22 protein-coding genes, 3 tRNA genes and 2 pseudogenes are annotated in these 19,438 nt (G+C 62.7%); 19 read left to right on the forward strand and 8 right to left on the reverse strand.

The window, feature by feature from the left end; all coding sequences use genetic code 11:
* Positions 1-70 precede the first annotated feature (70 nt).
* Together pmbA and ACZ47F_RS07540 are read left to right on the forward strand one after the other, a co-directional pair.
* Complete coding sequence (gene pmbA / locus ACZ47F_RS07535; protein ID WP_464924135.1) at positions 71-1,426, forward strand: metalloprotease PmbA; 1,356 nt, start codon at positions 71-73, stop codon at positions 1,424-1,426.
* A 144-nt stretch (positions 1,427-1,570) separates the two neighbouring features.
* Positions 1,571-2,656: a TRAP transporter substrate-binding protein gene (locus tag ACZ47F_RS07540; RefSeq protein ID WP_464924136.1), complete on the forward strand. Its 1,086-nt coding sequence runs from the start codon at positions 1,571-1,573 to the stop codon at positions 2,654-2,656.
* Between the two features lie 197 nt (positions 2,657-2,853).
* On the opposite strand, the gene ACZ47F_RS07545 is transcribed toward ACZ47F_RS07540, so the two are convergent.
* The 6 genes from ACZ47F_RS07545 to ACZ47F_RS07570 are packed head-to-tail and all read right to left on the reverse strand — an operon-like array spanning position 2,854 to position 6,233.
* Positions 2,854-3,441, reverse strand: a complete 588-nt coding sequence (locus ACZ47F_RS07545) for a phosphatase PAP2 family protein (RefSeq protein WP_464924137.1) — start codon at positions 3,439-3,441, stop codon at positions 2,854-2,856.
* Positions 3,441-4,016 carry a DUF4337 domain-containing protein gene (locus tag ACZ47F_RS07550; protein WP_464924138.1) on the reverse strand — a complete coding sequence of 192 codons (576 nt, stop codon included), beginning with the start codon at positions 4,014-4,016 and terminating at the stop codon, positions 3,441-3,443. Before ACZ47F_RS07550 ends, ACZ47F_RS07545 begins: the two co-directional genes overlap by 1 nt.
* Positions 4,017-4,062: 46 nt before the next feature.
* Entirely contained in the window at positions 4,063-4,584 is a 522-nt protein-coding gene (locus ACZ47F_RS07555; protein ID WP_464924139.1) for an RDD family protein, read from the reverse strand.
* 55 nt (positions 4,585-4,639) lie between these two features.
* The gene (locus ACZ47F_RS07560; RefSeq protein ID WP_464924140.1) at positions 4,640-5,254 is read right to left on the reverse strand and encodes a DUF3106 domain-containing protein; all 615 of its coding nucleotides are present in this window, start codon (positions 5,252-5,254) and stop codon (positions 4,640-4,642) included.
* Entirely contained in the window at positions 5,254-5,673 is a 420-nt protein-coding gene (locus ACZ47F_RS07565; RefSeq protein WP_464924141.1) for a DUF3619 family protein, read from the reverse strand. Before ACZ47F_RS07565 ends, ACZ47F_RS07560 begins: the two co-directional genes overlap by 1 nt.
* Positions 5,670-6,233 carry an RNA polymerase sigma factor gene (locus ACZ47F_RS07570; RefSeq protein ID WP_464924142.1) on the reverse strand — a complete coding sequence of 188 codons (564 nt, stop codon included), beginning with the start codon at positions 6,231-6,233 and terminating at the stop codon, positions 5,670-5,672. Before ACZ47F_RS07570 ends, ACZ47F_RS07565 begins: the two co-directional genes overlap by 4 nt.
* A gap of 369 nt (positions 6,234-6,602) precedes the next feature.
* On the opposite strand from ACZ47F_RS07570, the gene ACZ47F_RS07575 reads away from it, so the two are divergent.
* The 10 genes from ACZ47F_RS07575 to ACZ47F_RS07620 all read left to right on the forward strand — a co-directional run bounded on the left by ACZ47F_RS07575 (position 6,603) and on the right by ACZ47F_RS07620 (position 13,263).
* Positions 6,603-8,393, forward strand: coding sequence for an acetolactate synthase 3 catalytic subunit (locus ACZ47F_RS07575; RefSeq protein WP_464924143.1), 1,791 nt, complete (start codon positions 6,603-6,605; stop codon positions 8,391-8,393).
* Positions 8,394-8,582: 189 nt separating this feature from the next.
* Positions 8,583-9,074: an acetolactate synthase small subunit gene (ilvN, locus tag ACZ47F_RS07580; RefSeq protein WP_464924144.1), complete on the forward strand. Its 492-nt coding sequence runs from the start codon at positions 8,583-8,585 to the stop codon at positions 9,072-9,074.
* A gap of 84 nt (positions 9,075-9,158) precedes the next feature.
* Positions 9,159-10,175 (forward strand): ketol-acid reductoisomerase, encoded by a 1,017-nt coding sequence (gene ilvC / locus ACZ47F_RS07585; RefSeq protein ID WP_464924145.1) that lies wholly within the window; start codon positions 9,159-9,161, stop codon positions 10,173-10,175.
* Between the two features lie 231 nt (positions 10,176-10,406).
* On the forward strand, positions 10,407-11,048 hold the full coding sequence (locus ACZ47F_RS07590; protein WP_464924146.1) for a phosphatidylserine decarboxylase: 642 nt from the start codon (positions 10,407-10,409) through the stop codon (positions 11,046-11,048).
* Positions 11,049-11,071: 23 nt separating this feature from the next.
* Positions 11,072-11,983, forward strand: coding sequence for a CDP-diacylglycerol--serine O-phosphatidyltransferase (gene pssA / locus ACZ47F_RS07595; protein WP_464924147.1), 912 nt, complete (start codon positions 11,072-11,074; stop codon positions 11,981-11,983).
* A gap of 55 nt (positions 11,984-12,038) precedes the next feature.
* A tRNA-Gly gene (locus ACZ47F_RS07600) sits at positions 12,039-12,114 on the forward strand.
* A 155-nt stretch (positions 12,115-12,269) separates the two neighbouring features.
* Positions 12,270-12,343: transfer RNA gene (locus ACZ47F_RS07605), tRNA-Cys, on the forward strand.
* 17 nt (positions 12,344-12,360) lie between these two features.
* Positions 12,361-12,450: transfer RNA gene (locus tag ACZ47F_RS07610), tRNA-Leu, on the forward strand.
* A 104-nt stretch (positions 12,451-12,554) separates the two neighbouring features.
* A complete protein-coding gene (locus ACZ47F_RS07615; RefSeq protein WP_464924148.1) occupies positions 12,555-12,779 on the forward strand; it encodes a hypothetical protein in 225 nt (74 codons plus the stop codon).
* A gap of 115 nt (positions 12,780-12,894) precedes the next feature.
* The gene (locus tag ACZ47F_RS07620) at positions 12,895-13,263 is read left to right on the forward strand and encodes a hypothetical protein (protein WP_464924149.1); all 369 of its coding nucleotides are present in this window, start codon (positions 12,895-12,897) and stop codon (positions 13,261-13,263) included.
* 19 nt (positions 13,264-13,282) lie between these two features.
* On the opposite strand, the pseudogene ACZ47F_RS07625 reads toward ACZ47F_RS07620, so the two are convergent.
* Positions 13,283-13,441, reverse strand: a pseudogene (locus tag ACZ47F_RS07625) (transposase); the annotation flags it as partial.
* Here ACZ47F_RS07625 and ACZ47F_RS07630 point away from each other — a divergent pair.
* Positions 13,431-13,730: a hypothetical protein gene (locus ACZ47F_RS07630; RefSeq protein WP_464924150.1), complete on the forward strand. Its 300-nt coding sequence runs from the start codon at positions 13,431-13,433 to the stop codon at positions 13,728-13,730. The pseudogene ACZ47F_RS07625 and the gene ACZ47F_RS07630 sit on opposite strands and share 11 nt — an antisense overlap.
* Before the next feature lie 203 nt (positions 13,731-13,933).
* Here ACZ47F_RS07630 and ACZ47F_RS07635 read toward each other — a convergent pair whose 3' ends face one another.
* Entirely contained in the window at positions 13,934-14,590 is a 657-nt protein-coding gene (locus ACZ47F_RS07635; protein WP_464924151.1) for a type II toxin-antitoxin system RelE/ParE family toxin, read from the reverse strand.
* An 84-nt stretch (positions 14,591-14,674) separates the two neighbouring features.
* On the opposite strand from ACZ47F_RS07635, the pseudogene ACZ47F_RS07640 reads away from it, so the two are divergent.
* From ACZ47F_RS07640 to ACZ47F_RS07665, 6 genes and pseudogenes are all read left to right on the forward strand, one after another.
* Positions 14,675-14,860 (forward strand): annotated as a pseudogene (locus tag ACZ47F_RS07640) (IS5/IS1182 family transposase); the annotation flags it as partial.
* Positions 14,861-14,975: 115 nt separating this feature from the next.
* Positions 14,976-15,731, forward strand: a complete 756-nt coding sequence (surE, locus tag ACZ47F_RS07645) for a 5'/3'-nucleotidase SurE (protein WP_464924152.1) — start codon at positions 14,976-14,978, stop codon at positions 15,729-15,731.
* Positions 15,728-16,582 carry a protein-L-isoaspartate(D-aspartate) O-methyltransferase gene (locus tag ACZ47F_RS07650; protein WP_464924153.1) on the forward strand — a complete coding sequence of 285 codons (855 nt, stop codon included), beginning with the start codon at positions 15,728-15,730 and terminating at the stop codon, positions 16,580-16,582. Before surE ends, ACZ47F_RS07650 begins: the two co-directional genes overlap by 4 nt.
* A 16-nt stretch (positions 16,583-16,598) precedes the next feature.
* A complete protein-coding gene (locus ACZ47F_RS07655; RefSeq protein WP_464924154.1) occupies positions 16,599-17,528 on the forward strand; it encodes a peptidoglycan DD-metalloendopeptidase family protein in 930 nt (309 codons plus the stop codon).
* 9 nt (positions 17,529-17,537) lie between these two features.
* Positions 17,538-18,596, forward strand: a complete 1,059-nt coding sequence (rpoS, locus tag ACZ47F_RS07660; protein ID WP_464924155.1) for an RNA polymerase sigma factor RpoS — start codon at positions 17,538-17,540, stop codon at positions 18,594-18,596.
* A 34-nt stretch (positions 18,597-18,630) separates the two neighbouring features.
* Positions 18,631-19,437, forward strand: coding sequence for a 3'-5' exonuclease (locus ACZ47F_RS07665; RefSeq protein ID WP_464924156.1), 807 nt, complete (start codon positions 18,631-18,633; stop codon positions 19,435-19,437).
* Position 19,438: the final 1 nt, after the last annotated feature.

Here is a 19,438-nt window from a genome sequence, read left to right on the forward strand (position 1 = left end):
GTTAACGTGCGCTCTGACCCATCGTCCATCCCGGACGGGGCGGCGCGCACAGAACAAGGAATGCCATATCGTGGGACGTTTTGCCTACACCAAATCGCAGTTTCAGGACCTGGCCCAGCAGGCGCTCGCGGCGGCGCGCCGCGCAGGCGCAAGCGATGCGCAGGTCGAGGTCTCGGAAGGGCAGGGCATGTCGGTGGGCGTGCGCAATGGCCAGATCGAACAGGTCGAACACAATCGCGACAAGAGCCTGTCGATCACGGTCTACGATGGGCAGCGCCGGGGTCATGCCAGCACGTCGGACTTTTCCGCCGAGGCCATTTCCCGTACTGCGCAGGCCGCATTTGACATCGCCCGCTACACCGCTGAGGACGACTGCGCGGGCCTGCCCGAAGTGGAACTACTGGCCATCGGCCAGCCGCAGCCCGAACTCGGTCTATACCACCCCTGGGATCTGACTCCGCAGGCTGCGGCCAGGCTGGCGCTGCGCGCCGAAAAAGCGGCGTTCGCGGTCGATCCTCGCATCCGCAACAGCGAGGGTGCCAGCGTCTCGGCGCAGGAATCGCATTTCGTGCTCGCCAACAGCCGCGGCTTTTGCGACGGCTATGCCTCCTCGTCGCACAGCCTATCGTGCGCGCCTATCGCCGGCGGTGGCGACGACATGCAGCGCGACTACTGGTGGACTTCCGAATGCGACCCGGCTGATCTGACCGCGCCCGAGGCGGTCGGCCGCTACGCCGCCGAGCGCGCGCTCTCCAGGCTGAAGGCGCGCAAGCTGTCTACGCGCCGCTGCCCGGTGCTGTTCGAGTCGCCGCTGGCCTCCGGGCTGATCGGCAGTTTCAGCCACGCCATCAGCGGCGGAACACTCTACCGCAAATCCTCCTTTCTGCTCGGCAGCCTGGGTAAGCCGGTGTGGGCCGACCACATCGATCTGATCGAGGATCCCACCCTGCCCAAACGCCGCGGCAGCGCACCGTTCGACAGCGAAGGCGTGCGCACGCGCAAGCGCACCCTGGTCGATGGCGGCGTGCTGCAGGGGTATCTGCTGGGCACCTATTCCGCCCGCAAGCTGGGCATGCAGACCACCGGCAACGCCGGAGGAGCGCACAACCTGCTGCTCGCCAGCCGCCTCACCCAGCCGGGCGACGATCTGCCTGCCATGCTGCGCAAGCTCGACACCGGACTGTTTGCCATTGAGCTGATCGGTCACGGCATCAACTATGTCACCGGCGACTACTCGCGCGGGGTCATGGGCTTCTGGGTCGAGGGCGGAACCATTCGCTACCCGGTGCAGGAAATCACCATCGCCGGCAATCTGCGCGACATGTTGCGCAATGTGGTTGCGGTTGGCGCCGATACCCACACCTACGGCAACAAGACCACCGGCTCCATTCTGATCGACGGCATGACCGTGGGTGGCACCGGCTGAAGCAGCGGGCGGCGCGTGCACGGCCGCCTGCGGGCGGCTTTTTGTTGGGCGCAAAACCCGTGCGGCAGTTCCATACAATCAGATTCATCTTGAGATGAAATGACACATTCAGATCAAGACCAACCCGATCAATCTGGAGGCATCATGGAACGCCGTTCATTTGTCAAACACGCCGGCCTCGCTGGCGTTCTCGCCGCGGGCGCAGCTCCGGCTGTCGTCATGGCCCAGCAAACGGTGCGCTGGCGTCTGGCGTCGAGTTTTCCCAATTCGCTCGACACCATTTTTGGCGCCGCCAACATCTTCGCGCAGAAGGTCAAGGAAGCGTCCGGCGGCAAGTTCGAAATCACGGTGCATGCCGCGGGCGAACTGGTGCCGCCGTTCGGTGTGGTGGATGCCGTGCAGCAGGGCACGGTGGAATGCGCGCATACCGCACCGTACTACTTCTTTGGCAAGGACCCGACCTTTGCGCTGGGCTGCGCCGTGCCGTTCGGCATGAACTCCCGCCAGATGAGCGCCTGGATGTATCAGGGCAATGGTCTCAAGCTCATGCGCGAGTTCTACGCGAACTACAACATCATCAATTTCCCGATGGGCAACACCGGGGCGCAGATGGGCGGCTGGTTCCGCAAGCCGATCAAGAGTCTGGCCGACATGAAGGGCTTGAAAATGCGCATCGGCGGCTTTGCTGGCAAGGTGATGGAGCGCATCGGGGTCGTGCCGCAGAATATTCCCGGCGGCGACATCTACCCCTCGCTCGAAAAAGGCACCATCGATGCGGCCGAGTGGATCGGGCCGTATGACGACTTGAAGCTGGGCTTCTACAAGGTCGCCAACAACTACCTCTATCCCGGCTGGTGGGAGGGCGGACCCGAGCTCGACCTGTTTGTCAACCAGAAGGCCTACAACGCATTGCCCGCCGAATACAAGGCCATCGTCGAGGTGGCCGCGTCGCATGCGCATATCAACATGCAGGCCATGTACGACGCCAAGAACCCACCCGCTCTCAGAGAGCTGGTGGCCAAGGGAACCAAGCTGCAGGGCTTCCCAAAGGACGTGATGGAGTCCGCCTTCAAGGCAGCCAATGAGCTCTACACCGAGCTTGCGTCGAGCAACCCCCACTGGAAAAAGGTCTACACCGACTGGGCGAAATTCCGCAACGAAGACATTCTGTGGTTCCGCTTTGCGGAAAACGAGTTCGACCGCTTCATGGCTACCCGAAAGTTCAGCTGAACCGGCTTGGTGTCGGCACGTTAAAACGCCCCGCACGTCGGGGCGTTTACCAACAGCTTTGCCCCGCACGTCGGGGCGTTTACCAACAGCTTTGCCCCGCATGTCGGAGGGGTTTTATTGTGCCCGCCCATGTGCTGCGCGGAGTGCCGCCGGAAGGCTTTGCCCCGACAGGCGCGCATACCGGCGGCGGGATTCATCTATCTGTTGGCCGAGGTCCTGACCCAAAGTTTTGCCAGGCCATGTGCCGCCAGCGCGCACAGTAGCCCAACGAGTGTGCCACCCAGCACGTCCGCCGGAAAATGCGCGCCCACCGCGATGCGTGACCAGCAGACCCACACGACGAAAAGCCATGGCAACACACTCCATGGTCGCGGCAGAGAAAAGGCAAAACTCGCCGCAAGAACCGCAGCGAACGCTGCGTGTCCGGATGGAAAGCTGTGGACGAACTTGGGCTCGCCCAGCACATGCACCGCCTGCGCACCGAACACCGACAGCGGCCGGGGAAAGTTGGCCAGCGGTTTGAGCAGGCCATAGATCGCCAGATAGAGCAGCAGATTGGCCCAGGCATAGACCAGCACGCTGCGCACCGGTAGCACCCGTGGCCAGCGCATCGCCACGGTCAGCGCCAGACCCATGTAGACCGGCAGTAGTTGGTGATCGGCCAGCGCCGTGCCCAGCCGTGCGGCGTTGTTCCACACCGCGTTATCTCCTGCATGGTTGATCGCGAGAAATAGTCGCGCATTCCAGCCGTCCCAGGCGTACCAGGGCGATTGCGGGCTGAGCATCACACTTGACCCAGTGCAAACAGCCACAGCCCCACGCCAGCTGCCGCACTCAGCCCGGCCAGCGCGAACAGCCAGGTGCGGCGGGTGAGCGCGGTGATCGAGGCCAGCGAGATGGCAATCTGCAAAAAGATCAGTGCGCGGGCCATGTCGGTGTGCGGACGGTTCATGCGCGCAGATTCGGCGTCGGCCTTTCTCGATTCGGCCTCGAGCGACTCAGCATGGGCGCGGATCGATTGCTTTTGCGCCTTGTACTTCGCGATGGACTTTTCGAATTCGGCGTGCTTGTCGGGCGGAGTCAGCTGGATCGCGAGTTCCATCAGGTGCTGCTTGGTGCTGGCGGCCTGGTAGTAATTCCACTGATCGGTGGCCTGTGCCTTCTTGAGTACGGCTTCGTTCTTGTACAGCACGACCTCGTTCATCAAGTGGCTGCCCTGATAGCTGACGATGGCGCCCAGGGCCGCCAGCAGGGCGGTGAAAATGGCCACCCACTGGCTCAAGCCCCGACCTTCGTGATGCGCGGCCTCTTCGAGCTGTTCCTCGTGGGGGGAGTGGACATGTAGACCGGTTTCGCTCATGGCGGTGGGATCCTTATGAAAAAGGCAGTGGGGCAGCCCATCGGGGTCAGGCGGGAATCAGGCGCGTCTTGGCCAGCGCGTCATGCAGAAACTGGCGGTCGCGGCGCAGCTGACCGGCCAGTGCCCACAGAAGTACCCAGGTGCCGAGCAGCAGACTGGTTTCCTGGGTCGAAAGGTGCAGCAGGGCCGAGAGGATCAGTACCGGCAACACCCAAAGCCAGCAAAGCAGCGCGCGCAGGACAGCCCGCCCAGGCCCCAGGGGTTCGCCGCTGGCGGTGATGATGCGGATGCGCCAGATTTTCATCGGCAGAGTCTGGCGTCCTGCGCTCCAGAACCAGGTGCCGTACAGCGTGAGCACGGTGAACTCGGCCGCCTGCATGACGGTGCGCCTAGCGCCGGCGGATCGATCGGCCCCCAAGCCGTGCAGCACGAACACGACGACAGCTGCGGTCATTAGCGCAATGCCAAGCAGAATTAAGGTTTCATAGACAAGGCAGGCCAGCCGCCGACGTAGGGCGGGAGCGACCAGATCGACTTGGACAGAGGCGGGGGCGGGATGAACACGCATGTAGCAGGAATCGATCGTGTCCGCTCTTGCGGGGCAGCAGCGTGCCACTTTCCGGTCAGCGCACAGCGCTGGAAGCGGCTTGCGGTGCGGCAGGTGGTGTTGCTGCAACAGGCTTGTCCGCGGGCGCGACGGTGTGCGTCTTGGCCGGAACCGGGGGCAGGTTGAAGTCGCGTTTTTGTTTTTCCTGCAAATATTTGCCCACCTGTCCCGGCTTGGGTTTGGGATGCCGGGCTTCTTCCTTGAGGCGTTCCTTTTCGGCTTCGGGTAGTTGCTTGTAGGCCTCCCAGGCGGCGCGGCGGCTTTGCAACGGCGCCTTGCCGGTGGAGAGAAACGTCTCGCGCGCCAAACGGCGTTTTTCCGGACTGAGGTGGGCCCACTCGTTCATGCGGCGCTGCAGGGTTTGTTGCTGCTCGGGGCTCATCGCCGGATAGCGCGCAGCGATGTCGAGCCATTTTTTCTTGCGATCGCGGTCGAATTTGTGCCAGTCGGGCTGCAGCGGGGCAAGGATGTGCTGCTGCGCAGGGGTGAGCTGATTCCAGGTCGGGGCGGCCTCGCCGGCCTGCGCTGCCCGTCCGCAGCCGAGGATGAGCAGCAGGCCGAGCGCGGCAAGCCACGGGGCGAACCATGGGCGTCGCTGCGCAGTAAGCGGGCTGGTCGGCAGGAGCGTCATCAGCGTTCCTGCTTCAGAAAGCGGGCGAATCCCGGGTCGGCATAGGCCGCAGGCGGCAGATCTCCCAGCAACAGGGCTGTGTCGATATCCGCCGTGGCGCGGATGAATTTTTCCTGCTGATATTCCTGCAGCGCCAGCAAGCCGGCGATCAACAGCAACAGCGGCAGGATCGCGCCGGTGCGAAACAGCCAGGATTTCCAGTTGAATGGGCCCAGCAGCGCCAGCGTGCTGCCCTGATGAACGGCGGTTTGCGCGGTTTTGGCGCGTGCCTGAGCAAGCGCCATCATGCGCAGGGCCTTGAGACGCTCGGCCTGCTCGGGGGTGATCTGCTGCTCGGCCTGATGCAGGCGTGCGGCGAGCTGCTGCGAAAGACGGGCTTCCACGATGGAGCGCAGCGTGTCGGGTGCGTCGGTTTTCATGCGTAGCCTTGTGCTTTCAGGGCGCGCGCCAGAGTGTGAATGGCGCGCGAGCAATGGGTTTTGACGCTGCCTTCCGAACAACCCATGGCCTGGGCGGTTTCGGCAACGTCGAGTTCCTCCCAATAACGTAGCAAAAAGGCTTCTCGTTGACGCGTGGGCAGACGAGAAATTTCTGTTTCCAGATGTTTAAGGATTTGTGCGCGCTGCAGCTGACTGTCTGCTCCCTCCAGATGTTCGCTGACCTGCTCGAGTTCCAGTGTCTCCAACAGGTCGAAATCTCCTTCACCGTCGGCCGTGTCGAAATCGGACAGATTGCTGAACAGGGCACTGCGCACCTTGCGCTTGCGATGCCAGTCGAAAATGGCGTTGGTCAGGATGCGCTGGAACAGCAGCGGCAGTTCTTCGCGCGGCTTGTCGGCGTACTTGGTCGCCAGACTGATCATCGCTTCCTGCACCAGATCCATCGCGGCGTCGTCATCTTGCGTGGAAAAGGCCGCGCGCAGAAAGGCGCGCCTGTCGATGCTGGCGAGAAAGTCGTTGAGTTCCTGTTCGGTGGCCATCACGTCGGGCGCTGTGCGGCCCGTGGGGATGAAAACAGCCAATCATTATGCCGTGCGGCGCAGGAGCAGCGCGAAACGGCGCTAACAGACGGTCTTTTCGGTTGAGCGGGCAATCCACACGCAGACCTGTCGATCGCGCGCATCAGGTGGTTTTCAGGATCGGCCGAAGCCCGTTGCGTTGTGTGCCATGTTGCGCTGCACTACACTATCACATTCCGTTCGGCCTGAACCTCATTGCAGCAGACTGGCATCATTGCCGCCGCTGCACCCACAACGTTCCAGATCGTACGCGTATCCCAAAGGCCTGCCACAAGCGGGTGCAGAGGGAAACCTGAAGTTTTTCGTTAGAGAAATTCACAAGGTGAACTCATGGAAATGAACCGCGCAGAACACAAGTCGGCCGCAACGGCCGCATCCAAGTCCGGCGCCACAGCGGCGCAGGAACTCACCGGGGCCGAAATCCTGGTGCGCTGCCTCCAGGAAGAAGGCGTCGAATTCATGTGGGGCTACCCCGGCGGGGCAGTGCTCTACATCTACGACGAGCTGTACAAGCAAAGCACCATCCAGCACGTGCTGGTGCGACAAGAGGCTGCTGCGGTGCATGCTGCAGACGCATATGCACGCGCCACCGGCAAGGTCGGCGTGGCACTGGTGACCTCCGGCCCCGGGGCGACCAATGCGATTACCGGCATCGCCACCGCTTATATGGATTCGATACCGATGGTCATCATCACTGGTCAGGTGCCGACCACGGCGATCGGGCTGGACGCGTTCCAGGAATGCGACACCGTGGGCATCACCCGCCCAGTGGTCAAGCACAACTTCCTGGTCAAGGATGTGCGCGATCTGGCGCTGGTGATGAAAAAAGCCTTTCATATCGCTCGTTCCGGCCGGCCGGGTCCGGTGGTGGTCGATGTGCCCAAGGACGTCACTCGCCATACCGCCTGGTTCGACTATCCCAAGTCGGTGGAAATGCGCTCGTACAACCCGGTGCGCAAGGGCCACGGCGGGCAGATTCGCAAAGCGGTGCAGCTGCTGCTCTCAGCCAAGCGGCCCTACATTTACACGGGGGGCGGTGTGGTGCTGGCCAATGCGGCGCCTGCACTGCGCAAGCTGGCCGATCTGCTCAATTACCCCTGCACCAATACCTTGATGGGGCTCGGGGCGATTCCAGGCGAAGATCCCAAGTTCCTCGGCATGCCCGGCATGCATGGCACCTACGAGGCGAACATGGCGATGCAGCACTGCGACGTGCTGCTGGCCGTGGGTGTGCGGTTCGATGACCGGGTGATCGGCAATCCGGGGCATTTCGCCCAAGTGCAACGCAAGATCGTGCACATCGACATCGATCCATCCTCCATTTCCAAGCGGGTCAAGGTGGACGTGCCGATCGTCGGTGATGTGGGTGAGGTGCTGGTCGAGCTCACCGAGCAGATCGAGCAGGCGGTCAAGGCCGGGCAGAAAAACGATGCCGGCGCTCTGGCCGCTTGGTGGGCGCAGATCGAGGAGTGGCGCAAGCGCGACTGCCTGGCGTACGAGCGTTCGACCGAAGTCATCAAGCCGCAGGCGGTGATCGAGACGCTGTACGAACTGACCAAGGATCGCGAAACCTATGTCTGCTCCGACGTTGGGCAGCACCAGATGTGGGCTGCGCAGCTATACAAGTTCCCTGAACCGCGGCGCTGGATCAACTCTGGCGGTCTGGGCACGATGGGCGTAGGCCTACCCTATGCCATGGGCATCAAACTGGCCAAGCCACAGGCCGAAGTCGTGTGCGTGACCGGTGATGGCTCGATCCAGATGAACATCCAGGAACTCGCCACCTGCCTGCAGTACGGCACCGCGGTAAAGATCATTCTGCTCAACAACCGCTACCTGGGCATGGTGCGGCAGTGGCAGGAGATCGAATATGAGGGCCGCTACTCACATTCCTACATGGACTCGCTGCCGGACTTCGTCAAGTTGGCCGAGGCCTACGGCCATGTGGGTATCAAAGTGGACAAGCCCGAGGAACTGCGCCCTGCGCTGGAGAAGGCGTTTGCGCTGAAGGATCGCACGGTGTTTCTCGACATCGCGGTCGATCCGACAGAGAACGTCTGGCCCATGGTGCAGGCGGGCCGCGGCATCACCGACATGCTGCTCGGATCGGAGGATCTCTAAGCACCCTGGCCACGCCAGACTCCCGGCCGCGCAGCGACCGCCTCTTACCGGGTGCGGCCTTTGCGGGGCGGGCGATCAGCGCGTTTTGTCTTGCCCTGCGGCATGCTGCAGGGCGCTTTCTCATCAATCTCGCAGCAGCCAGGCGGCGCTTACCGGCTCCGCACGAAGCCTGTGTAGAGGAATGACACTATGAAACACATCATCGCAGTTCTCGTGGAAAACGAAGCCGGTGCGCTGTCGCGCGTGGTCGGCCTGTTTTCCGCCCGCGGCTACAACATCGAATCCCTGGTCGTCGCGCCGACCGAGGATGCCTCTCTGTCGCGCATGACCATCGTCACCAGCGGTTCGGAGGACGTGATCGAGCAGATCACCAAGCACCTCAACCGCCTGATCGAAGTGGTCAAGGTGGTCGATCTCACCGAAGCCTCGTTCATCGAGCGTGAACTCATGCTGATCAAGCTGCGCGCCGTGGGCAAGGAGCGCGAGGAGATCAAGCGCATGGCCGACATTTTCCGCGGCCGCATCATCGACGTGACCGACAAGTCTTACACCATCGAGCTCACCGGCGATGCCGCCAAGCTCGACGCCTTCATCCAGGCGGTCGATCCAGCGGCCATCCTGGAAACCGTGCGAACCGGCAGTTGCGGGATTGGCCGCGCCGAACGTATCTTGCGCGCCTGAACGCCAGCCGCGCCTCTTGTTTTTCCCTTCGCGCAACGTGGCGCCGCATGGCGCCAGCGCCCAACGACAACCGCAGGAGCCAACATGAACGTGTATTACGACAAAGACGCCGACCTCTCGCTCATCAAGGGCAAGAAAGTCACCATCGTGGGCTACGGCTCGCAAGGCCATGCCCACGCCCAGAACCTCAACGACAGTGGCGTGAAGGTCACCGTGGGCCTGCGCAAGAACGGCGCGTCCTGGGACAAGGCCAAGAAAGCCGGCCTGAAGGTGGCCGAAGTGGAAAAGGCGGTCGAAGGCGCCGATGTGGTGATGATGCTCATGCCCGATGAGCATATTGCCGAGGTTTACCGCAACGCGGTCGAACCGAACATGAAAAAAGGCGCGGCGCTCGCCTTCGCCCACGGCTTCAATGTGCATTATGGTCAGGTGCAGCCCCGCGCCGATCTCGACGTCATCATGATCGCCCCGAAGGCGCCGGGCCATACCGTGCGCAACACCTACACCCAGGGTGGCGGCGTGCCGCACTTGATTGCGGTGCACGCCGACCGGTCGGGCAAGGCGCGCGATCTGGCGCTGTCTTACGCCGTGGCCAACGGTGGCGGCAAGGCCGGCATCATCGAGACCAGTTTCCGCGAGGAAACCGAAACCGATCTGTTCGGCGAGCAGGCCGTGCTGTGCGGCGGAACGGTCGAGTTGATCAAGGCAGGTTTCGAAACCCTGGTCGAAGCTGGCTACGCGCCCGAGATGGCTTACTTCGAGTGCCTGCACGAGCTCAAGCTGATCGTCGACCTGATTTACGAGGGCGGTATCGCCAACATGAACTACTCCATTTCCAACAACGCGGAGTACGGCGAATATGTCACAGGCCCGAAAATCGTCACCGAGGCGACCAAGAACGCCATGCGCCAGGCGCTCAAGGACATCCAGACCGGCGAATACGCCAAGAGCTTCATTCTGGAAAACCGTGCTGGCGCACCAACCCTGCAGTCGCGCCGTCGCCTCACCGCAGAGCATCAGATCGAACAGGTCGGAGAAAAGCTGCGAGCGATGATGCCGTGGATCAAGGCGAACAAACTGGTGGACAAGTCGCGCAACTGAGCCGCACCCTGAACGACAGCGCGCGGCCTCGCAACAGGCGCCATTTGCCCGCTGCGAGGTCGGCAATATTGCAGGCCGTGCAGTCTCGCGCACTGCCGTGGATCAAGGCGAACAAGCTGGCGGACAAATCGCGCAGTGACCGCGCGTTGACTTTGAACGACAACCCTGGCAAGCCGCCTGGACACTCGGTGCTGACGGCAGCTTTGCTTCTGCAGGACCTACACTCTCTACATGAGTTATCCGCATCCCATCCTCGCGCGTGAAGGCTGGCCGTTCATTGCCAGCAGTGTGCTGCTTGCCGTCCTGGTCTGGGCGCTGGCAGGGTTCTGGTGGTCGCTGCCGGTTTGGCTGCTCAGCCTGTTCGTGATTCAGTTCTTCCGCGATCCAGCACGCCCCATTCCGCGCGATCCCCTGGCGGTGTTGAGCCCGGCCGACGGCCGTATCGTGGCCATAGAGCACGCTTTCGATGCCTATGCGCAGCGCAATGCGCTGAAAATCAGTGTTTTCATGAACGTGTTCAACGTGCATTCCAACCGGGCGCCGGTAGACGGCACGTTGCGCGCGGTGCAGTATTTCCCGGGCAAATTCCTCAACGCCGATCTCGACAAGGCCTCCGAGCAGAACGAACGCAACGCTCTGGTCATCGATAGCGCCGGCCGTGTGGTGACTGCGGTGCAAGTGGCGGGGCTGATCGCTCGGCGCATTCTCTGCTACGTGAAGGCGGGGGACGTGCTGCAGCGTGGCCAGCGCTTCGGCTTCATCCGCTTCGGTTCGCGGGTGGATGTCTATCTGCCGCTGGACGCGCGCTCGCGTGTCTCGATCGGTGACAAGGTCTATGCCAGCAGCACCATCCTCGCCGACCTGGCCGCCTGAGGCGGCGGCAGCACGCCGACCGGATGCCAGGGAGGCCTGCCATGCCGCGTAACGTGTCGCCGTTTCCACAGCAGGATGCTAGGCCGGACGCGGCTGGGCAAACTGCAGACAGGCGGGCGGCGCCCTCCGCCGCAGTGTCGTCCCAGCCCCCGTGTCCCGACGATGACCCGCCGCATCGTCGCCGGCGGGGGATTTACCTGTTGCCCAACTCCTTTACCGCCGCGGCCTTGTTCTGCGGGTTCTACGCCATCGTCATGGCCATGAGCGGGCGCTACGACTCTGCGGCCATCGCCATTTTCGCCGCGATGGTGCTCGACAGTCTGGACGGACGAGTCGCGCGGATGACCAATACCCAGAGTGAATTCGGGGCGCAGTTCGATTCGCTGGCCGACATGGTGTCATTCGGCGCGGCACCGGCGTTGATCATCTACGAATGGTCGCTGCGCGGCCTGGGTAAGTTGGGATGGCTGGCTGCCTTCGTCTACTGCGCCGGCGCGGCGCTGCGGCTTGCGCGCTTCAATACCAACGTCGCAGTGATCGACAAGCGATATTTCCAGGGCTTGCCCAGCCCGGCTGCGGCGGCACTGGTTGCGGGTTTCCTCTGGATCATGACCGATGCCGGGGTGCAGGGTGCGCATGTCGCGTGGTTTAGTTTCCTCATCACCCTGTTCGCCGGGCTGACCATGGTGACCAATGTGCCTTTCTACAGCTTCAAGGATGTGAGCTTTCGCCGCAGCGTCCCCTTCATCACCATCTTTTTGATCGTGCTCTTGATCGGGCTGATCGCCTACCAGCCGCCGCTCGTGCTATTTGCGTTGTTCGTGGCGTATGGCCTGTCGGGTTATGTACTCTATGTCTGGCATCGCATCAAGGGTCGCCCCGTCAGCGTGATCGCCACCTCGGTCGATGAGCCCGATGAGCGCGGTTTGCATTAATCTCTGTGTCTGCTCTTGACAAGCGAGACTGGCATTGCAATAATTTTGTTTTTGTGCGGGAATAGCTCAGTTGGTAGAGCGCAACCTTGCCAAGGTTGAGGTCGCGAGTTCGAGACTCGTTTCCCGCTCCAGTTTCGACAAAAAGGGAAGCGATGCTTCCCTTTTTTATGCTCGCCCGCGGTCTGCTTTTGAATGCATCGCATGCCCTGCAGGAGGCTCAAGTCCAGGCAGCGGGTCGCAGCGGTTTTGCGTACGATTGACTCTCTGACGCATAAGTCCATCTCACGGCGGGGTGGCAGAGTGGTTATGCAGCGGCCTGCAAAGCCGTCTATGCCGGTTCGATTCCGACCCCCGCCTCCAGTTGCACGCTGCCGCCCGCCCGGATGGCGAAATTGGTAGACGCAGCGGACTTAAAATCCGCCGGCCGTACAAAGGTCTTGCCGGTTCGATTCCGGTTCCGGGCACCAAAATCAATAACTTAGCAATCCAAGCGATTTCGCCCAAGAAGCGGACTTTGAGTTTGGTTCACTTGGGTGCACTCTCAGCCACCGAGTTGAACCAAGGCTGAACCATGGCGAGCTTTCAAAAACGTGCCGGTGCGTGGCGTGCGTTGATCCGCCGCAAGGGCTATCCGGCCATCTCCAACACCTTCGACAACACCAAGGCCGAGGCCGAAGCCTGGGCGCGCAAGATGAATCCGACATCGACCGTGGACGGTATGTCGATCACCGGCCCGCGAAGATCGTTTCGTTCGCCGACTGCCTGCGCCGCTACGCCGCCGAGGTCAGCAGCCTGAAAAAGGCGCCAGGCAAGAACGCTCCCGCATCGAATTCCTGCTAGAGCATCCTCTTGCCAGTCGCGCCATCGGCGATCTTCGCGGTGATGACTTCGCGCGCTACCGGAACGCTCGATTGAAAGAGGTTTCCCCGGCTTCGGTTCGACTGGAGCTCGCGTTGGTTTTGCATTTGTTCAGCACGGCGATCAAAGAGTGGGGGCTTGGCCTGTCCGTCAATCCGGTCAAGCAGATCACCAAGCCCAAGGTCCAGAACGCGCGCGACCGGCGCCTCACGGGCGACGAAGAGGCAAGGCTGTTCGCCGCCATCGATGCGATCTGCGGCGCCCGCCATCGCAGGGCCGTCGTTCACCCACGCGACTGGCTCCGCCAGATCGTCACTGTCGCGCTGGAAACCGCGATGCGCCAAGGTGAATTGTTGTCGATGACCCCGGTGCGCGACAAGCCCCGCCGTTCAGGGCGGGCTCGGGGCGCGCGGACGGCGTAGCCGTCCTTGTCTTTAGGTTTCAGTGTGGGGTCTGCTGCTGCTCGATGTACTGGCGCACAATGGAAATCGGTGCGCCGCCACAACTTGAGGCGAAGTAGGACGGCGACCACAGGACGCCCTTCCAGTAGCGTTTCTGGATGTCGGGCCGTTCCTTGCGCAGTAGACGGTTGGACACGCCCAAGGCGCAAGCTGCCCAGGATGTTCTGCCCTTTGTCAGCCAGCCCGAACACGCCTTGGCGCTGCTGGGCCTGCTGGCCCAGGCCCAACTGCCCATCGAGGACTTGCTCGGCCAAATCTCCAAAGGCTTCATTGAGCAACTGCTGGTGCTCTCCGACATGGCGCTGCGCTGGACGGTGATGGGCTTCCTGGAGAGCGAGCGAGGCATGCGCCGCATCAAGGGCTTTGCACAGCTTCCTGAACTCGTCCGGGCGCTGCGACCGCAGCCAGATCAACGTCTGGCAGCATAATGCTCCCCGTCCACCAGCTCAAACCTGCAACTGAGTTTGGGACATCGCCCGACAACAGTGCAAGCGTTCATGCGGGTTCCAAGCACTTTTTTGTCGCCTTATTGACTGACTACTGAGTAAGCTCGAGGCGATCGGGCAAGGTGGCGATGGCATCGCAAGACAGGCGAATGAAATCTCCCCTGGCGGAGTTTGATGCTTGAAAGTCAGGCCACCACGATCTGGGTGTGCCCCTCGACCTTGAGCGCACGCTTGATGGCGGCAAAGACTGCCGAGATATTGCTCATGGTCGGGTTGCCAGATTGCGACAACATCCGGTGCAGGCTCTTGGCGGGCTTATGAATTTCCTCGGCCAGCGCCTCGAAGCCGACCGTGGCGTTGACGAGGTCACGCAGGATCAGCTTGGCTGATTCCGGCTCGCCATTGACGAACAGGGTGATGGCCTCCTCCAGAAGCGCCTGCGCAAAGGCCGGATCGTTCTGCACACGCGCGGCCACGGTTTCTTTGAAATCACGGGTCAGTGCCATATTCACTTTCCTTTCTGGGTTGATGCCTTGCGGCGCTTCTTCCCACAGCGCCACCGCTTGGTCGATGTCCTGCTGCTGACGCTTCTTGGTGCCGCCACCGATCAGGATGATGATCTTCAGACCGTCCTTGGCCAGATAGATGCGCAGCCCCGGACCCCAGTCGATCTTGTACTCGCCGATGCCACGGAACCACTCGACGTTGGACAGGTTGCCCTGCTCCATTCGGCTCACGGCCACGCGCACCTTTGCGGCAGCAACGGCCTCCAGCGACCCGAACCACTCCGCGAAGGGGCTGTCGCCATCCTCCAGCAGGAGTTCTTTGATCTGGTCGCTCATGGAGCCAATGGTAACGCATAAGTTCCCATTGTGCGAGCAAGCCGGAGCGGGTGACTTGTTAGCCTGACCGACTTGAGCCCCGAGCAGCTCGCCACCCCCACCATCGGGCATTTGAAGGCGGACCACCGGCTGGATCGTTGCTGGCTCAAAGGTGCACTGGGCGATGCGTTGCACGCGCTGAGTTGCGCGGCGGGCTACAACATCCAGTGGCTGCTGCGCGCCATCGTCCGTCTGGGTCTGGGACCGCTTTTTTGCGCCGACTGCGCCTGACGCTCTGGGCTGTGCAGGCGGCCTGCGCCTCACGATCGGCTCACTGCGCAGCCAGCCCTGCGGGTGTGAACGGTCCTCCCCGGTTTTTGTCACGCCAACCCGATAAGATGCGTGCATGCGAATTCTTCTTGCCAATGATGATGGGTACTTGGCCCCGGGCCTTGCAGCGCTGTACGAGGGATTGCGTGCGCACTGGGATGTGACGGTGATCGCGCCGGAGCAGAATGCGAGCGCTGCGTCCAATGCCCTGACACTCAACAGACCGCTGTCGGTCTATACCGCGTCCAACGGTTTTTTGTACGTCAACGGCACACCGTCAGACTGCGTGCATATCGCCTTGACCGGGCTGCTTGATTTCCGCCCGGATCTGGTAGTCAGCGGGGTGAACAACGGTGCGAATCTTGGAGACGACACGATTTACTCTGGTACCGTGGCCGCTGCTTCGGAGGGCTATCTGTTTGGCATTCCGGCCCTGGCGATTTCTCTGGTGGAAAAAGGTTGGACGCACCTGGCCACTGCGGTGGCCGTCGCCGTAGATGTGGTGGCAAAGCTGGCGCAGGATCTGCCCGGGCAGCCGCAGTTGCTCAACCTGAACGTGCCCAACCGGCCGCTGAGCGCGCTGCGCGGTCTGCGCGTGACGCGCCTGGGCAAACGGCATCCGAGTCAGCCCGTGGTGGTGCAGAAAAATCCCTACGGCGACACGATTTACTGGATCGGCGGCGCCGGTGCCGCACTGGACCAGCAGCAGGGGACCGACTTTGACGCAATCGCCCAGGGCTACGCCTCGTTGACTCCGCTGCAACTGGACCTGACGCACCATGCCCAGCTCGTGCCGTGCGCCGCCCGCTTCGAGACGCGGAGTGATGCGTGAGCTCGGCTGACAAGTCCGCTGCGCGCAGTGTGCACTGGCCTGCCCGTCTGCCGCAAAGCCCGGAGACGGTTGGCGTGCCCAAATCTGCCGCCTCGACCTTGCGCGGCCAATCCGCGGTTGCCATGACCAGGCCCAGCGCAGGTCGACAGGTGTCCAGGCCGGCTGACACGTCACAAGGGCCTTCGCGCTGTGCGCCGCGGCAGATCGGGCTGGACTCGGAAGCGGTGCGCAGGGCCATGGTGGACAGGCTACGGCAGTCCGGCGCGTTCGATGCACGGGTGCTTCAGGCCTTGCAGGTGGTGCCGCGGCATCATTTCGTCGAGCCGGGCTTGGCGGCCCAGGCCTATCTGGACAACGCGCTGCCCATCGGCTTTGGGCAGACCATTTCCAAACCCTCGGTCGTGGCGCGCGGCCTGGACGCTGCGCTCAAGGCGTTGGCGCCGCGCCGCGACCTTGGCCGGGTGCTCGACATCGGCACCGGCTGCGGCTACGCCGCTGCGGTTGCGGCGCGGCTGGCGACCGAGGTCTACAGCGTCGAGCGCATCCGGGCGTTGCACGACCTGGCGCGCAAGAATCTGCGTGCCTTGCGGGTGCCGAACCTGCGGTTGATCCTCGGGGATGGCATGCTGGGGTGCGCGGCGGGCGCACCGTTCGATGTCATTCTGTCCGGCGCCGCGGCGCTGACCGTGCCGCAGGCCTGGCTCGATCAACTGGGAGTCGGCGGAGTGCTGATTGCGCCCATCGGCGACCCTCAACAGCTTTTGCTCTATCGCAAGCGATCGGCGACAAAATTTGATGTACAGCCGCTCGAAGGCGCACGGTTCGTCCCCCTAAAATCCGGCCTGACCTGAACCGAAGCTCACCACCATGCGCATCGCATTGCTCGCCCTGACCCTATTCCTCGCCGCGGCTTTGGGGGCCTGCACCGCGGTTCCGCTGACACAGGTACCGGTCGAACAAAAGAATTTTCAGCCGGTGTCCAAGGACGCGGGCTCGCCGCCGCCAGCGACCATGGCGGCTGCGCCCACCGGCATTGCCGCCGCAGCCTCGGCGTCGCTTGCGGGACAGCCGGGCTACTACACCGTCCAGCCCGGCGATACCCTGCGGCGTATCGCGTTGCAGTTCGGCACCACCTGGCAGAACCTGGCGCAATGGAACAACCTGGCCGATCCCAACGTAATCGAGGTCGGGCAGGTCCTGCGTGTGACGCCGCCCACGCCCCCGGTCCCGCCGCAACCTAATGGCGCAGTCGCGCAGAGCTTTGCGGTCACGCCGCTGGCACCGGTGGCACCCGCCAAACCAGCTGCAGAATCCGCCGTACCGGGCGCCAAGCCCCAGGCCTCAGCGCCTCCCCGGCCTGTGGCTTCTGCTGCGGTGACTAGCGGTCCGGTGGTCATGGCCGGGAATCTGGCGACCAACACGCATGATGGCATCGTCTGGTCTTGGCCTGCCAACGGCAAGATCATCCAGGGCTTCAATGGCACCACCAGCAAGGGCATCGACATCGCCGGCACGCTGGGCGAGCCAATCTATGCCGCCGCGGCCGGACGGGTGGTCTACGCTGGCTCGGAGCTGCGCGGCTTTGGCAAACTCATCATCATCAAGCACAACGACGACTACATCAGCGTCTACGCGCACAACAACGTCATGCTGGTCAAGGAAGGCGAGGCGGTCAAACGCGGCCAGAAAATCGCCGAAATGGGCTCGACCGATGCGCCGCGCGTGGAACTGCATTTCGAGATTCGCCTGCGCGGCAAGTCGATCGATCCGATCGGCGTGCTGCCCCGGCAGCCTTGACGCAACGGCATGGCGCGCGCACGCAAAACCGCTTCCCGTGCCCCAACGGCATCCAAGCGGGCAGCCGGTGTGGCGCAGCGCACTGCGGTCGGCGCAGCAGCGGTGAAGCACGCCGCCGAGCAACTGGACGACCTTGCGCAAACACAGCCAAGGGCGCCTGAGGCGGTGGTTGCGCCGTCGGTTGAACTCCTGCCCTGTCCGCCTGCGACGATTGCTGCGGTCGACGATGAATCGGGGGTTAGCGCGCTGCAGTCTTATCTCAATCATATCCGCGCCAAGCCGCTGTTTACGCCCGAAGAAGAATTCGAGACCGCCATGCGTGCCAAGGCGGGAGATTTCGCCGCACGGCAGGCCATGGTCGAGCACAACCTGCGGCTGGTAGTGAGTATTGCGAAGGCCTATGTTGGGCGGGGCGCCTCGCTGGGCGATCTGATCGAGGAGGGCAATCTCGGTTTGATCCATGCAATCGAAAAATTCGAGCCCGAGCGCGGCTTTCGCTTTTCGACCTACGCCAGCTGGTGGATTCGCCAGAGCATCGAGCGCGCGCTGATGCAGCAGGTGCGCACCATCCGCCTGCCAGTGCATGTGATCCGTGAGCTCAATCAGGTGCTGCGAGCGCGCAGGCATCTGGAGCAGGCGGCAGGCTATCACGGACAGGCCTCGATCGATGACATCGCTGCACTGGTTGGCACAAGCGCCGACGAGGTTGCCGATCTGCTTGCCCTGGCCGAACAGCCCACATCGCTCGATGCGCTGCGCGAGACCGCGTCGGGCGAGAGCTATGCCGACCAGTTTGCCGACTTGGACGCGCAAAGCATGGAAGACCTGACGCAATCCCACGAAATCGAGGCCCTGGTCGAGGCTTGGGTGGGCGGGCTTGCTGAGCGCGAGCGGGAGGTTATCGAGGCGCGGTTCGGGCTGCATGGTCGCGATCTGGAAACCCTGGAATCGCTGGCGCAGCGGCTTGGTCTGACCCGCGAGCGGGTACGCCAAATCCAGCAGGAAGCGCTGCTCAAGCTCAAGGCGCGTTTGGCGCGCAACGGCGTCGACAAGGGAGCCCTGCTGTGAAGTGCGCATGGCACGAACAGGAGCATAGCCGGCCATGATGCACGCACCCATTGTCGCCTTCGACATCGAGACCATTCCCGATCCAGAGGCGCTGCGCACCGCTGGACTGGCCGCCCCCGGGTTGGAAGACCACGAGACGGTCGTGCAGGCGCAGACGCAGCGCCTGGAAAAAACCGGCAGCGATTTTCTTCCTGTCCATTGCCAGCGGGTGTTGGTGGTGTCCTGCACTTTTCGCAACCAGGATGGCCTAAAAGTCCACTCTTTCGTCGATCATGGCGGACAGGAAGGCCAGGTGGTGCAGAGTTTTTTCCGGGTGATCGAAAAGTACGCGCCGCAGCTGGTATCGTGGAACGGCGGCGGATTCGATCTTCCCATACTGCATTACCGTGGGCTGGTGCATGGCGTGGTGGCGCCGAAATACTGGGACATGGGCGAGGATGACCGCGAAATGAAGTGGAACAACTACATTTCGCGCTACCACACGCGGCATCTCGACCTGATGGATCTGCTGGCGCTATACCAGCCGCGGGCGAACGCGCCGATGGACGTGCTGGCCAAGCTGTGCGGCTTTCCCGGCAAACTCGGCATGGACGGCAGCAAGGTCTACGACGCATGGCGCGAAGGCCGGATCGACACCATCTGGCGCTATTGCGAAACCGACGCGATGAACACCTACCTGCTGTACTGCCGCTTCCAGATGATGCGCGGCGGCCTGTCGCCCGCCCAGTATGCCGACGAGATGCAGCTGGTGCGTCAGAAACTGGGCACACTGGCGACGCGCGAGACGCACTGGCAGGAGTATCTGGCCGCCTGGCGGGAAGAAGAACGCACGACGCCGTGAA

This window comes from Thiomonas islandica (genome assembly GCF_055383445.1).